The organism is Microcella humidisoli, assembly GCF_024362325.1.
GTDB lineage: Bacteria > Actinomycetota > Actinomycetes > Actinomycetales > Microbacteriaceae > Microcella > Microcella humidisoli.
On the sequence record NZ_CP101497.1, the window covers coordinates 382,015 to 394,154 of the forward strand.

General features: G+C 70.9%; 12 protein-coding genes. 7 read left to right on the forward strand and 5 right to left on the reverse strand.

All coding sequences use genetic code 11. The annotated features are described in order from the left end of the window. Window positions 1-78 precede the first annotated feature (78 nt). Together NNL39_RS01815 and NNL39_RS01820 are read left to right on the forward strand one after the other, a co-directional pair. A complete protein-coding gene (locus tag NNL39_RS01815; protein ID WP_255160005.1) occupies window positions 79-2,580 on the forward strand; it encodes a GcvT family protein in 2,502 nt (833 codons plus the stop codon). A gap of 15 nt (window positions 2,581-2,595) precedes the next feature. Then, complete coding sequence (locus tag NNL39_RS01820) at window positions 2,596-3,912, forward strand: flavin monoamine oxidase family protein (RefSeq protein WP_255160006.1); 1,317 nt, start codon at window positions 2,596-2,598, stop codon at window positions 3,910-3,912. A 33-nt stretch (window positions 3,913-3,945) separates the two neighbouring features. On the opposite strand, the gene NNL39_RS01825 is transcribed toward NNL39_RS01820, so the two are convergent. Beyond that, the gene (locus NNL39_RS01825; RefSeq protein WP_255160007.1) at window positions 3,946-4,368 is read right to left on the reverse strand and encodes a DUF1761 domain-containing protein; all 423 of its coding nucleotides are present in this window, start codon (window positions 4,366-4,368) and stop codon (window positions 3,946-3,948) included. A 76-nt stretch (window positions 4,369-4,444) separates the two neighbouring features. Between NNL39_RS01825 and NNL39_RS01830 the strand changes: the two genes are divergently transcribed. Together NNL39_RS01830 and NNL39_RS01835 are read left to right on the forward strand one after the other, a co-directional pair. Then, window positions 4,445-5,020 (forward strand): 1-acyl-sn-glycerol-3-phosphate acyltransferase, encoded by a 576-nt coding sequence (locus NNL39_RS01830; RefSeq protein WP_255160008.1) that lies wholly within the window; start codon window positions 4,445-4,447, stop codon window positions 5,018-5,020. A 13-nt stretch (window positions 5,021-5,033) separates the two neighbouring features. Beyond that, a complete protein-coding gene (locus tag NNL39_RS01835; RefSeq protein ID WP_255160009.1) occupies window positions 5,034-5,456 on the forward strand; it encodes a hypothetical protein in 423 nt (140 codons plus the stop codon). 43 nt (window positions 5,457-5,499) lie between these two features. On the opposite strand, the gene NNL39_RS01840 is transcribed toward NNL39_RS01835, so the two are convergent. Then, window positions 5,500-5,757, reverse strand: coding sequence for a DUF4190 domain-containing protein (locus NNL39_RS01840; protein ID WP_255160010.1), 258 nt, complete (start codon window positions 5,755-5,757; stop codon window positions 5,500-5,502). A gap of 144 nt (window positions 5,758-5,901) precedes the next feature. Between NNL39_RS01840 and NNL39_RS01845 the strand changes: the two genes are divergently transcribed. Next, a complete protein-coding gene (locus tag NNL39_RS01845) occupies window positions 5,902-6,120 on the forward strand; it encodes an amphi-Trp domain-containing protein (RefSeq protein ID WP_255160011.1) in 219 nt (72 codons plus the stop codon). Between the two features lie 30 nt (window positions 6,121-6,150). Here the strand turns inward: NNL39_RS01845 and NNL39_RS01850 are convergent, their stop codons facing one another. The 3 genes from NNL39_RS01850 to ychF form a co-directional block, all read right to left on the reverse strand. Continuing rightward, complete coding sequence (locus NNL39_RS01850; protein ID WP_255160862.1) at window positions 6,151-6,516, reverse strand: type II toxin-antitoxin system VapC family toxin; 366 nt, start codon at window positions 6,514-6,516, stop codon at window positions 6,151-6,153. 6 nt (window positions 6,517-6,522) lie between these two features. Continuing rightward, window positions 6,523-6,717: a type II toxin-antitoxin system VapB family antitoxin gene (locus NNL39_RS01855; RefSeq protein ID WP_255160012.1), complete on the reverse strand. Its 195-nt coding sequence runs from the start codon at window positions 6,715-6,717 to the stop codon at window positions 6,523-6,525. A gap of 389 nt (window positions 6,718-7,106) precedes the next feature. Next, window positions 7,107-8,180, reverse strand: a complete 1,074-nt coding sequence (gene ychF / locus NNL39_RS01860; RefSeq protein ID WP_255160013.1) for a redox-regulated ATPase YchF — start codon at window positions 8,178-8,180, stop codon at window positions 7,107-7,109. A 90-nt stretch (window positions 8,181-8,270) separates the two neighbouring features. On the opposite strand from ychF, the gene NNL39_RS01865 reads away from it, so the two are divergent. Both NNL39_RS01865 and NNL39_RS01870 read left to right on the forward strand, forming a co-directional pair. Beyond that, window positions 8,271-10,088, forward strand: a complete 1,818-nt coding sequence (locus tag NNL39_RS01865; protein WP_255160014.1) for a gamma-glutamyltransferase family protein — start codon at window positions 8,271-8,273, stop codon at window positions 10,086-10,088. A gap of 134 nt (window positions 10,089-10,222) precedes the next feature. Next, window positions 10,223-12,049: a glycoside hydrolase family 36 protein gene (locus NNL39_RS01870; RefSeq protein WP_255160015.1), complete on the forward strand. Its 1,827-nt coding sequence runs from the start codon at window positions 10,223-10,225 to the stop codon at window positions 12,047-12,049. Window positions 12,050-12,140 lie beyond the last annotated feature (91 nt).

Sequence of the window (12,140 nt, forward strand, 5' to 3'; positions counted from 1 at the left end):
GCTGCGCAGCGCCCCTCCACGGCAGTGTTGTCCACCGGGCCAATAAGCAATTAGCCTGCACTCGGGAGGCACATCGCCGTGGACAGACTCGTCGACCGCTCGCTGAGCGCATCGGTTTTCGCCGCCGAGCTGCCGAGGGGCGGCGAGGGTCTGCCGGGGCGCGTCGGCACGATCGTCGTCGGGGGCGGCATCGTCGGCGCGAGCATCGCCCTGCACCTCGCCGAGGCGGGCGTCGACGACGTGCTGCTGCTCGAGCGCGGTGTGCTGACGAGCGGTACCACCTGGCACGCCGCCGGACTCGTCGCCGGGGCCCGTGGGTCGCGGGCGATGACCGGCCTGTCGTCGTACGGGCTCGACTTCTACGGTGAGCTCGAATCGCGGTCGGGGTTGGACGTGTCGCTCACCCGCAGCGGATCGCTCAGCATCGCCCGCCAACCGGGGCGCGTCGACGAGCTCGCGTACGCCCGCGACGTCGCTGTGCGCAGCGGCATCGCGGCGCACCTCGTCGACGCCGACGAGGTCGCCCGCCTGTGGCCGATCGCCTCGACCGAGGGAGTGCTCGCGGCGCTGCACTTCCCGAACGACGGCTACCTCAACCCGGGCTGGGCGGCGCTCGCGATCGCGAAGCTCGCGCACGGCGCCGGGGTAACGATCCGCGAGGGCGCCGCGGTCACCGCGATCGCCCACGACGCCGGGCGCGCCACCGGCGTCGTCACCGACCACGGCACGATCACCGCCGACCGCGTCATCATCGCCGGCGGCCTGTGGAGCCGCGACCTCGCACGCACGGCGGGTGCCTCACTGCCGCTCTACGCCGCCGAGCACGTGCACGTGCGCTCGAACCCGATCGACGGCGCCGTGCCGACTCTGCCGGTGCTGCGGGATGTCGATCACAGCTACTACATCCGACCCGAGGCCGGGCGGCTGCTGGTGGGCGCATTCGAGCCGCAGGGCATCCCGCGCGGTGTCGAAACGATCTCGACCGAGGGGTTCGCGACGTTCCCCGACGATGGGGATCACTTTGCCCCGGTGCGCACCGCCGCCGAGCGCGCCGTGCCCGCGCTCGGCCCGGCTGGCTACGACCGCTTCCTCACCGCGCCCGAGAGCTTCACGCCCGACACCGCCTTCCTCATGGGCGAGACGGCCGAGGTCGAGAACCTGTTCGTCGCCGCGGGCCTCAACTCGCAGGGCATCATCTACGGCCCCGGCATCGGCCGCGAGCTCGCCCGCTGGATCGTCGCCGGATCGCCCCAGTTCGACTCGGCGGGCGTCGACGTGCGGCGCTTCTCGCGCCACCAGAGCAACCGCCGCTACCTGCACGCCCGCACGGTCGAGAGCCTCGGGCGCCTCTACGCGATGCACTGGCCCGGCTACCAGTCGCCGACCGCGCGCGACGTGCGGCGCACTCCCCTGCACGCTCGCCTCGCCGAGCTCGGCGCCCGCTTCGGTGAGGTCAACGGCGGCGAGCGGGCCCTCTGGTACGGCGGCCCGACCCCGGACGAGAGCTACAGTTACCGCCGCCCCGGCAGCTTCGACCAGGTCGCCGCCGAGCACCGAGCCGCGCGTGAAGGCGTTGGCCTGTTCGACCTCAGCCCCTTCACCAAGGTCGAGATCGCGGGGCCGGATGCTCTCGCCCTCGTTCAGCGCGCCGTGACGAGCGACGTCGATGTGGCCGTGGGGCAGGCCGTCTACACGCTGTTCCTCAATCGCACCGGCGGCATCGAGCTCGACGGCACGGTCACCCGGCTCGCGGCCGACCGGTTCCTCGTCGTCACGCCCTCGTTCAGCCACCACGCGACCCTCGGGCTGCTGCGGCGCCTCGCCCGCGGCACGGCGGCGGTCGTCACGGACGTCACCGCGGCGTTCGCCACGATCGGCGTCATGGGGCCGCTCAGCCGCGAGCTGCTGCGGCGCGTCTCGCCCGACGACTGGTCTGACGCCGCGCAGCCCTACCAGTCGGGCCGCGAGGTCGAGGTGGCCGACGGCTTCGCCTACAGCCTGCGCATCAGCTTCGTCGGCGAGCTCGGCTACGAGCTCTACCCCTCGGCCGACCTCGCGGTGAACGTGCTCGACGCGCTGTGGGAGGCCGGGCAGGAGCTTGGCGTGCGGATGGCCGGCTACCAGGCGCTCGACACCCTCCGCAGCGAGAAGGGCTACCGGCACCTCGGCCACGACATCGGGCCGAGCGACGACCCGTATGCCGCCGGGCTCGGCTTTACGGTGGCGCTCGACAAGCCGGGCGGCTTCGTCGGCCGCGACGCGCTTGCCGCTCTCGACCCGCGCGCCCCGAAGCACCGCACTGTCTCCGTCGCCCTCGACGACCCCGAGATGATGCTCGTGCACGACGAGGCGCTGCTGCGTGACGGGGTGGAGGTCGGGCGCCTCACGAGCGGGGCGTACGGGCACACGCTCGGCCGCGCGGTCGGCATCGCGATTGTCGACCCGGCGCTCGTCGACGTCGCCACCCTCGGGACCGACGAGAGCCCGGACTTCGCCGTCGAGTGCCGCGGCATCGCCGTGCCCGCGACCGTCTCGCGCCGCCCCTTCTACGACCCGCGCGGCGAGCGCCTGCGCGGCTGAGCACGGGAGCCCGTCATGACCAGAACTGATGTGATCGTCGTCGGCGCCGGACTCGCCGGCCTGAGCGCCGCGCGCGACCTCGCGGCCGGCGGCGCCGACGTGATCGTGCTCGAGGCGCGCGGCCGCGCCGGCGGTCGTGTCGAGCAGACCCTCATGCCCGACGGCCGCCCGATCCAGCTGGGCGGCGAGGTCATCGGCGACTCGCACGTTTCCTACCGGCAGCTGGTCGCCGAGCTCGGGCTGACGATCGTTCCGAGCTTCACCGGCATTCCCGGCGAGTCGACGTGGCTGGTGAGCGAAGGACGCGTGCTGGGCGACGAGATGCCCTGGATGCCCGGCGCTGACCGCGCGATCTACGACGCGCTCGAGCAGCGGTTCGCGGCCCTCGCCGCCAGCGTCGACCCCGAGGATCCGTGGGCGCATCCCGATGCCGTCGCCCTCGACCGGCTGAGCGTCGGAGCGTGGTTGCGGTCGGAGGGCGCGACGCCCGCCGTGCTGCGCGCCATGGAGCTGCGCACCCTCGCGCTCGCCGACCCCTCGATCTGGCGCCGCTCGCTGCTCGCCGACCTGCGCAAAGAGGCCACCGCCGGCGCGACGGGGTTCTACGACTACGACGCGTGGGAGAGCTCGAAAGTGCTCGAGGGCTCGGCCACGGTCGCACTGCGCATGGCAGACGAGCTGGGGCACCGCATCCGATATGGCAGCCCGGTGAGCGCGATCGACGTGACCGACGCGGGAGTCGCCGTCACCCTGCGCACCGGCGAACGGCTGCACACCGCCGATGTCGTGTGCGCGCTGCCCGCCGGGCCGTTGCGCGACCTGTGCATCAGCGGGGTCAGCGAGGCGTATCTGGCCGCCGCGACGCGACGCCAGCACGCGCCCGCCGCGAAGCTCGTCACTGTGCACGCCAGCTCGTTCTGGGAGGCCAACGGGCAGAACGGCACGGGCTACTTCGAGCACACGCTGCTCGGCGGCACGTGGGTGCAGACCGATGGCGCGCTGTCGGCGCTCGTGCCCGTCGACCGCCTCGGGCCGTACCAGGCGCTGCCCGCCGCGGCCCGCGAGGGAGCCCTGCTCGACGAGCTCGTCGCCGCCTACGGCGAGGAGGCGCGCGATACCCAGGCCGTGTTCGTACGCGACTGGTTCGCCGACCCGTTCACGCAGGGCTACATCACGGCCTGGCGCCCGGGCGACCTCACCGCGGTCGGGCCGCTGCACGGCTCGCACGAGCCGCCGTTCTGGCTCGTCGGCTCAGACCAGTGGGTGTGCGGCTACATGGAGGGTGCCGTGCGCACGGGTCGGGGCGCGGCCGCGCAGCTGCTCGCGCGCTGAGCCGGCGCTGAGCCGTGTCTGTGCCGGGCGCCGCTAGCCGAACAGGCCGATGACGAGGCCGACGAGCGTGTAGTTCAGCACGTCGCTTCCTACTTCGATGATCCACACCTTGAGGCCGTGGCCGGCGAAGAGCCGGTGGCTGAGCGAGCTCGCGGCGGCGAACCCGATGCCCAGCAGCAGACCGGTGAGCAGGCCACCGAGCGGTCCGACCGGCCCCGCCGCGAGGCCGACGAAGTAGATGACGGATGCCACGGCGATCACCTGCACAAGCGCGCCGACCGCCGTGAGCCCGAACACGAGCGCCATGTTGTCGCCGCCGGGCGTCTCGTCGCCCTTGCCCATGGCCTTCCACCAGACGGGGAAGAAGGTCTTGGGCCCGAACCACAGGGCTCCGGCGAGGAAGGCGACGACGAAGGCGACGAGGATCGCCAGCCAGTTGAGCTCGAGAAGGAACATGCGCGAGACGCTACTCGCGTGTCACGGGGCGCGTCTACGCGGCACTCTGGTGCGGGCTGAGACGTATTCTTGTTCAGTGCTCTTTCGACGCGTCGTGGCCCGCACCTTCTGGGCGTTCAGCCGATGGAAGCTCGTCTCGGAGCCCGCACCCGATCGCCCCACGGTGCTCATCGGTGCGCCGCACACGTCGAACTGGGATTTCGTCTTCATGCTCGCCATCGCCTGGCGGCTCGACATGCGCTTCCGCTGGCTGGGCAAGAAGAGCCTGTTCCGCGGATGGCGCGGGCCCATCATGCGGGCCTGGGGCGGCATACCCGTCGACCGCGAGTCGCCGGCCGCGGTGGTCGGGGAAGTGCTGGAGAGCATCCGGGCCGGTGACATCTTCGGCCTCGTCGTCACCCCCGACGGCACCCGCAAAGGCCACACGTACTGGAAGTCGGGCTTCTACCGCATCGCGCGCGAGGCGGGGCTGCCGCTGACGCTCGGCTACGTCGACCGCACGACGATGACCACCGGGCTCGGCCCGACGATCGAGCTCACGGGCGATGTGTCGCGCGACATGGACGTCATCCGCGCTTTCTACGCCGACAAGTCGGGTGTCAAGCCCGAGCATCGGGTCGAGCCACGACTGCGCGAAGAGCTCGCGAGCTGAGCACCGCCGCCGCGTGTCCAGCCTCCTCGAGTTCGTCTTCGGCTGGTTCTTCGGGTTCTTCGCCGACCTCCTGTGGTGGCTGATTCCGGACGAGATCGAACGCCGGCACGATCGCAAGCGACTGCTCGAAGGCGAGGTGCGGTGCGCCATCCGCGCAGCGACGGGGCGGGTGCTCAACATCGGCACCGAGTGGAGCGTCGGCGTCGCTCAGATTTCGCCCGGGATGCTGCACTTCAGCCCATCGATGGGCATCGTCGGCACGCGCGACGTGCGCGTGCTCGGCATCCGGGAGCGCGACGCGTCGATCGCGCCCAGCCCGCTCGAGCGGCCGGTCGGCGACTGGCTCGACTTCATCGTGACGACTGCGGGCGGAGAGCTCGTGGTCCGTTTTCCGCTCGAGGTAGGAGACGCGACGGCCGAGGTGTTGAGCCCCTGAGCCCAGCGGACGCGGCGGTACGGAGGCCGCGCCTGCGCGGTGCTCAGCGGAAGATCGGCGTTTGGCTGACGCCGTACGAGAAGAGCGAGAGCCAGACGATGAAGAAGATGACTTGGAGGGTCGTACCGACCGCTCCGACGATGACGGCAGCTCGTGCCAAACCTCGACCGCCCTCGTTCGTCAGCGCGATCTGGCGCCCGGCCATGATGCCGAGGACAATGCCGACCACGGGGATCATGAAGCTCGCGATGAAGCCGACGAGGGCGAGGGTGTTGGTGCGAGGCGGGTAGTTCGTGGTCATGACTCATCTTCGCATGCGCACGGCGCCCGGCAGGTGCCCTCGTCGCCGGCAACAAGCGCCTCGATCTCGCCGAGTTGCCACAATTCGCAATCGGTTAACTCGTCGTTCGTCGCGGATGCTCGAGTCCAGTGATGAAGTCGACGCATGGACATCGTCAAGATCGAGAAGAAGCAGGTTCTGAGCCGGGAAGAGGCCGCTCACCAGCTCCGCGCCATCGCGGACGAGCTGGCCTCCGGCAACGGCATCCTCATGGAGCGCGACGGCCTGCGGGTCACCGTCAAGCTGCCCGACGAGGTCACCATGGAGGTCGAGGTCGAGATCGAGCACGACGAGCGAGAGTTCGAGATCACCCTCTCCTGGTAAGCGTGACCCGTTGGAGTTGTAGAGACCCGGTTACGGGAGGCTCGCGCCGACCCCGAGCCGGTTGGCCGCTTCGCGCAGGCGCTTGTCCCGAGTCCACAGCGTCGTGCCCGGCGCGAGCACGACGGATGCGAGCAGGTGCGCGTCAACAAGACTCAGCCCCTGACCGTAGAGCGCATGAACCTCGACGAAACCGGCGACTTCGCTGTGACTCGCGATCGGTGAGCTCGGAAGGTTGCCCAGCAACTCAAGCACCACCGACCGGTCGCGGAGTCTCCCCAAGGACAACTCTCCGATGACCATCGGGTGCTGGACGACCAGCGATGTGTTCAATGCACGCACGAGCTCCCTCTCCCCGCGGTGCAGATGGTCGATCCAGACCGAGGTGTCAACCAGCATCACGACTTAGGCGACGTCGCGGTGACGATCTGCGGCGGTCGCACCGGCGTCGGTGCCGCCGAGAAGACTGAGCCGCCGAGCGCTCTCCCGCTCAATGAGGGCCTGCAGACTCTCGCGCAGCAGGGCCGTGCGTTCGGTCGTGCCGCTGAGCTCTGCGGCTTTGGCCAGCAGGTCATCGTCGAGATTCACCGTCGTGCGCATGCATCAAAAGTATCACCAGATGATGAAGTTATTGATGCTTTTCCACAGGCTCACCCTGGATATTGGCGGCAGGGGAACCCGTACCGCAAAACGCAACTCGATATCTAGCGCAGATGGGCCAGGTCACTCAATCGAAGTCTTCTGTAGGTCCGGGAATTTGTGAGACGTCAAGAATCCAAACTTTCCTGCCGAGAATCTGTTGGAGCAGTTGTTCGAGGCCACGAAGGTCGGTTAGCCGGGGAATCACATCCGACGGAAGGACGAAGAGGCGCTCATCTTCACTCGCTACAGGTACCACGCGAAGTGGTCCCTCGTAACCTGCAAAGCGGAAAGCAGTGCGAACCGCCGCGATCTGTCCGACGTTTATCGCTCTTGCCACCCCGAACTCCTCACACGTTGAAGCGGAACTCGACCACGTCGCCGTCTTGCATGACGTAGTCCTTGCCCTCGATTCGGGCCTTGCCCTTGGCGCGGGCCTCGGCGACCGAGCCGCAGGCGACGAGGTCGTCGAAGCCGATGACCTCGGCCTTGATGAAGCCGCGCTCGAAGTCGGTGTGGATGACGCCCGCGGCTTGGGGGGCCTTCCAGCCCTTGCCGATGGTCCACGCGCGCGACTCTTTGGGTCCGGCGGTCAGGTAGGTCTGCAGGCCGAGGGTGTCGAAGCCGATGCGAGCCAACTGCGCGAGTCCGCTCTCGCTCTGACCGGTCGAGGCCAAGAGCTCGGCGGCGTCGGCGGCATCCATGCCGATCAGTTCGCTCTCGATCTTCGCGTCGAGGAAGACCGCCTTCGCGGGCGCGACGAGCGCGGCGAGCTCGGCCATGCGGGCGCTGTCGCCGAGCACTCCCTCGTCGACGTTGAACACGTAGATAAACGGCTTCGCGCTCAGGAGGCCGAGCTCGCGGATCGGCGTAGCGTCGAAACCAGCGGAGGAGAGGGTCGCGCCGGCGGAGAGCAAGGCCTGAGCATCCAGCGCCGCCTGCAGCACCGAGGGGTCGGCCTTCTTGCCCTTGACCTCTTTCTCGTAGCGCGGGATCGCCTTCTCGAGCGTCTGCAGGTCGGCGAGCATGAGCTCGGTGTTGATGGTCTCCATGTCGCTGGCCGGGTCGACGGCGCCGGCGACGTGCACGACGTCGCTGTCGGTGAAGGCGCGCACGACCTGCGCGATCGCGTCGGACTCGCGGATGTTCGCGAGGAACTGGTTGCCGAGGCCCTCGCCCTCGCTCGCGCCCTTCACGATGCCCGCGATGTCGACGAACGACACGGCGGCAGGCAGGATGCGCTCGCTGCCGAAGATCTCGGCCAGCACCTTCAGACGCGGGTCGGGCAGCTCGACGACGCCGACGTTGGGCTCGATCGTGGCGAACGGGTAGTTCGCCGCGAGCACGTCGTTCTCGGTGAGCGCGTTGAAGAGGGTGGACTTGCCGACGTTGGGCAGGCCGACGATGCCGATAGTGAGAGCCACGGGGGTCAAGCCTACCGGCGGGCGATGCGGGCACCGGATGCGCAGCCCGCGCTCGGCACCGCACTACGTCGCGCGGGTTAGCGTGAAGGCATGACCGCCTTCACCTCCCCGCCCGTCGACCGCACCCGCCCCGAGCTGCGCGGCACGTTCGGCATGGCGGCGAGCACGCACTGGCTCGCGACCGCGACGGCGCAGTCGGTGCTCGAGCGGGGCGGCACCGCGGTCGACGCCGCCGTGGCCGCGGCCTTCGTGCTGCACGTCGTCGAGCCGCACCTCAACGGACCGGGCGGAGACCTGACGGCGATCGTGGCGCCCGCGGGAGAGCATCCGTTCGTGCTCGCCGGACAGGGATCCGCCCCCGCCGCCGCGACCATCGAGCACTACCGCGGGCTCGGCCTCGACGAGATCCCCGGCGCGGGGCCGCTCGCCGCCGCCGTGCCCGGCTCGGTCGTCGCCTGGCTGCACCTGCTCGCGACGCGCGGCACCTGGGAGCTCGCCGACGTGCTCGCCCCCGCCCTCGGCTACGCGCGCGACGGGCACCCCGTGCACGAGAACGTGGTGCGCACGATCCGCGCGGTCGCGCCGCTGTTCGAGCAGCACTGGCCGACATCGGCAGCGCAGTGGATGCCCGGCGGGCGCATTCCCGAACCCGGCGACCTGATCACCAACGAGCCCTGGGCCCGGGTGCTGGCGCGCCTGCTCGCGGCGGGCGAGTCGACCGGCTCGCGGGAGTCGCGCGTGCGCGCAGCGATCGCGCTGTGGACCGAGATCGTCGGCGAGGCGGCCGAGCAGTTCGTGCAGAGCCCGGTGCAGCACTCGATCGGCGGTGCGCTGCCGGGCGTCATGACCGCCGCCGACCTCGCGGCGTACTCCCCCGCCGAGGAGGCGACCGCATCGCTGACCTTCCGCGGCGTTGAGGTGCTGAAGGCCGGGCTGTGGTCGCAGGGGCCCGCGCTGCTGCAGTCGCTCGCCATTCTCGACGCAGCCGCGGCCGTGGGCGGCGACGCCGTGCTCGACCCCTCGACCGCCCTCGGCGTGCACACCATCACCGAGGCGCTCAAGCTCGCGCTCGCCGACCGCGACGCCTGGTTCGCCGACCCGGCAGCGATCGATGATCCGGATGCGCTGCTCACCGACCTGCTGTCCCCCGCCTACGCGGCCGAGCGCGCTGCCCTCATCGGCGAGACGGCCTCGCGCGAGGTGCGGCCCGGCCGCCCCGGCGGGCGCGAGCCGTGGATGCCGCCCGTGCGGCCCGCCGGCGCTGCCGCGGCCCCGCTGCCCGGCTCGGGCGAGCCGACGCTCGACCGCGCGGGGCGCCAGCGCGGCGACACCTGCCATCTCGACGTCATCGACCGCCACGGCACGATGATCTCGGCGACGCCTTCGGGCGGCTGGCTGCAGTCGTCGCCGACGATCCCCGCTCTCGGCTTCTGCCTCGGCACGCGCCTGCAGATGATGTGGCTCGACTCGGCGTCTCCGTCGCGGCTTGAGCCGGGCATCCGCCCCCGCAGCACGCTCTCGCCGACGATGCTCGTGCGCGAGGGGCGCGTGGTCGAGGCGCTCGGCACCCCGGGTGGCGACCAGCAGGACCAGTGGCAGCTGCTCTACCTGCTGCGCCGCATCGTCGGCGGGTATGAGCCGCAGCAGGCGATCGATGCGCCGATGTTCCACACCGACGCGATGGTCGCCTCGTTCGAGCCGCGCACGGTGCAGCCGGGGTCGCTCACGGTCGAGTCGCGGCTCGGTGCCTCGGTGATCGACGAGCTGCGGGCGCGCGGGCACGAGGTGACCGTCATGGGCCCGTGGAGCCTCGGTCGCCTCAGCTGCGTGGGCATCGAGCGCGACCGCGGGTGGATGTTCGCCGCGGCCAATTCGCGCGGCAACCAGGGCTACGCCGCGGGTCGGTGAGCCGCGGGCGCGAGCGAGGCGCGGGAGTTGCCGCTGAGGCTGTGTGCCGCTCACGGCACATGCCTCGCCTGGCACACAGGTTCAGCACGAAATCCCCCTCCGCGCCGCAGCGTCGCAAAGGTATGATCTAACGCATGCCCCACGGCTTCGAGCGCATCGTCGCGCACCCCGAGCGTCCTGACCACTCCGCCGAGCGCGCTGGCGACACGATCGTCGCGCGCCTGCGGCTCGACGGCTGGCACGACGTGAGCGTGCGCATGCTGCACCCCTTCACGTGGGATGCGAAGTTCCGGGGCTTCCGAATCGACGAGCTCGCCGTGAGTCCCGCCCGGCCGCGCACGCTCGTCAGCGGCGCCTACTCGGTCGCCGACGCAGCCGCACTCAACGTCGACGCCGCGCACGGCACCCGCACGCCCTTCGACTTCCCCGAAGGCGAGATGCACGACGGCGTGCTCTACCGCACGGTCGGACACTCCCCGGAGGCTGACGAGCGCTACCAGGATGCGGCCGGCTGGTGCACGGTCGCCGCCGCCGACGCCGACGGTCGGCCTGTCGCCCTCGCCACGGCGCTCGACCGCAGCGAAGCGGTGCTGCTCGACCTGCTCGCCGACGACCATGGGCTGACCGTGCAGACGCGCCTGCCGTGGCAGACCTTCCGCCCGGCCGAGCTTCCAGCCCCGGATGCCCTTCCCGGCCTGCTCGTGCGTCACGGTCACGGCGACCACGAGACCGCGGAGGCCTGGCTGCGCGAGCTGCTCGCGGCGACGGTGCCGAGCCGAGCATCCACCGCCCCGCCGCCGCTCATCGCCGACACCTGGGGCTTCGGTACCGACATCGACCCCGAGCGGGTCACGGCGTTCTTCGACGTCGCCGCCGACCTCGGCGTGGAGGTCGTCACGGTCGACAAGGGCTGGGAGGACCACGTCGGCGACTGGAACGCGCAGTCCGGCTACGCGGGCGGCGTCGCGGGCATCGCCGCGCTCGCGCACGATCGCGGCATGAAGCTCGGGCTGTGGGTGGGGGCGGGCAACGCGTCGCCCGATTCGGTGGTCGCGACCGCGCACCCCGACTGGCTCGCCACCTGGAACGGCCGGCACCAGATGGTCTCGCACCGCAACCACTCGCTGTGCCTCGGGCACGAGCCCGCGCGCGACCACGTGCTCGCGTGCCTCGACCGCCTCGTGCGCGACGGCGTCGACTGGCTGCTGCACGACTTCGAGACGATCAGCCGCTGCGACGCCGAGCACCACACCCACGACCCCGGTGCGGGCGAGGCGGCGGGCGTGACCGGCTGGTACTCGGTGCTCGCGGCGCTGCGCGAGGCGCACCCGAACCTGCTCATCGAGAACTGCTGGAACGGCGGCAAGCCCCTCGACCTCCAGATGATCGCGCACCACGACACGACGATCGGCGACGACTGGTGCCGGTCGCAGGAGAACCGCCTCGCGGCCCTCGGCCTCGGCGTCTACCTGCCGTCGTCGTGGACCAGCAAGTACATGGGCGACGAACCGCACCTGCCGCTGCGCGCGCAACTCGCGCCCTACCTCGTCGGCGGCCCATGGATCCTCATGGGCGACCTGCCGGGCTGGGCGCCCGCGCAGCTCGCCGAGATGCGGCAGGGAATCGCGATCTACCGCGAGTGGCGAACGGCGGCGATGGATGCTCGCGCCGTGTCGCCCGTGCTCTCGGGCTCGACGGCCGGCGTGACGGGGCTCGCGCACTCGCCCCGCGCTCACGGCGCCCAGCTCGCGACCTTCGCGGTCTCGGAGGCCGGGGTCGGGCAGGTCGTGCGGTGGCGTCCGGTTCTCGACGCGAGCGGCGCGGCCGATGTCGACGTGTGGATCGTTCGGGACGAGTGGAGCGGCGCCGAGCAGCGCGTCGCCCGAGCCGAGCTCGATGCGGGCATCCCGCTCAACACCGCAAGCGCCGACGGTCTGGCGCTCAGCATCCGCCCCGCTTAGGCCGTTCGCGGCGGGATCGGCGCTGTGCTGACGCTCGGCGTTGCGGAGAAGCATCTGTCAGAACAATGTGCCTCTCGCGGCACATGCCGCG

Excerpts from the sequence above, each read along its gene's own strand:
- NNL39_RS01820 (WP_255160006.1), top strand. The coding sequence starts at position 2,596 with ATGACCAGAACTGATGTGATCGTCGTCGGCGCCGGACTCGCCGGCCTG.
- NNL39_RS01825 (WP_255160007.1), bottom strand. The coding sequence starts at position 4,368 with ATGTTCCTTCTCGAGCTCAACTGGCTGGCGATCCTCGTCGCCTTCGTC.
- NNL39_RS01840 (WP_255160010.1), bottom strand. The coding sequence starts at position 5,757 with ATGACCACGAACTACCCGCCTCGCACCAACACCCTCGCCCTCGTCGGC.
- NNL39_RS01845 (WP_255160011.1), top strand. The coding sequence starts at position 5,902 with ATGGACATCGTCAAGATCGAGAAGAAGCAGGTTCTGAGCCGGGAAGAG.
- NNL39_RS01850 (WP_255160862.1), bottom strand. The coding sequence starts at position 6,516 with ATGCTGGTTGACACCTCGGTCTGGATCGACCATCTGCACCGCGGGGAG.
- NNL39_RS01855 (WP_255160012.1), bottom strand. The coding sequence starts at position 6,717 with ATGCGCACGACGGTGAATCTCGACGATGACCTGCTGGCCAAAGCCGCA.
- NNL39_RS01865 (WP_255160014.1), top strand. The coding sequence starts at position 8,271 with ATGACCGCCTTCACCTCCCCGCCCGTCGACCGCACCCGCCCCGAGCTG.
- NNL39_RS01870 (WP_255160015.1), top strand. The coding sequence starts at position 10,223 with ATGCCCCACGGCTTCGAGCGCATCGTCGCGCACCCCGAGCGTCCTGAC.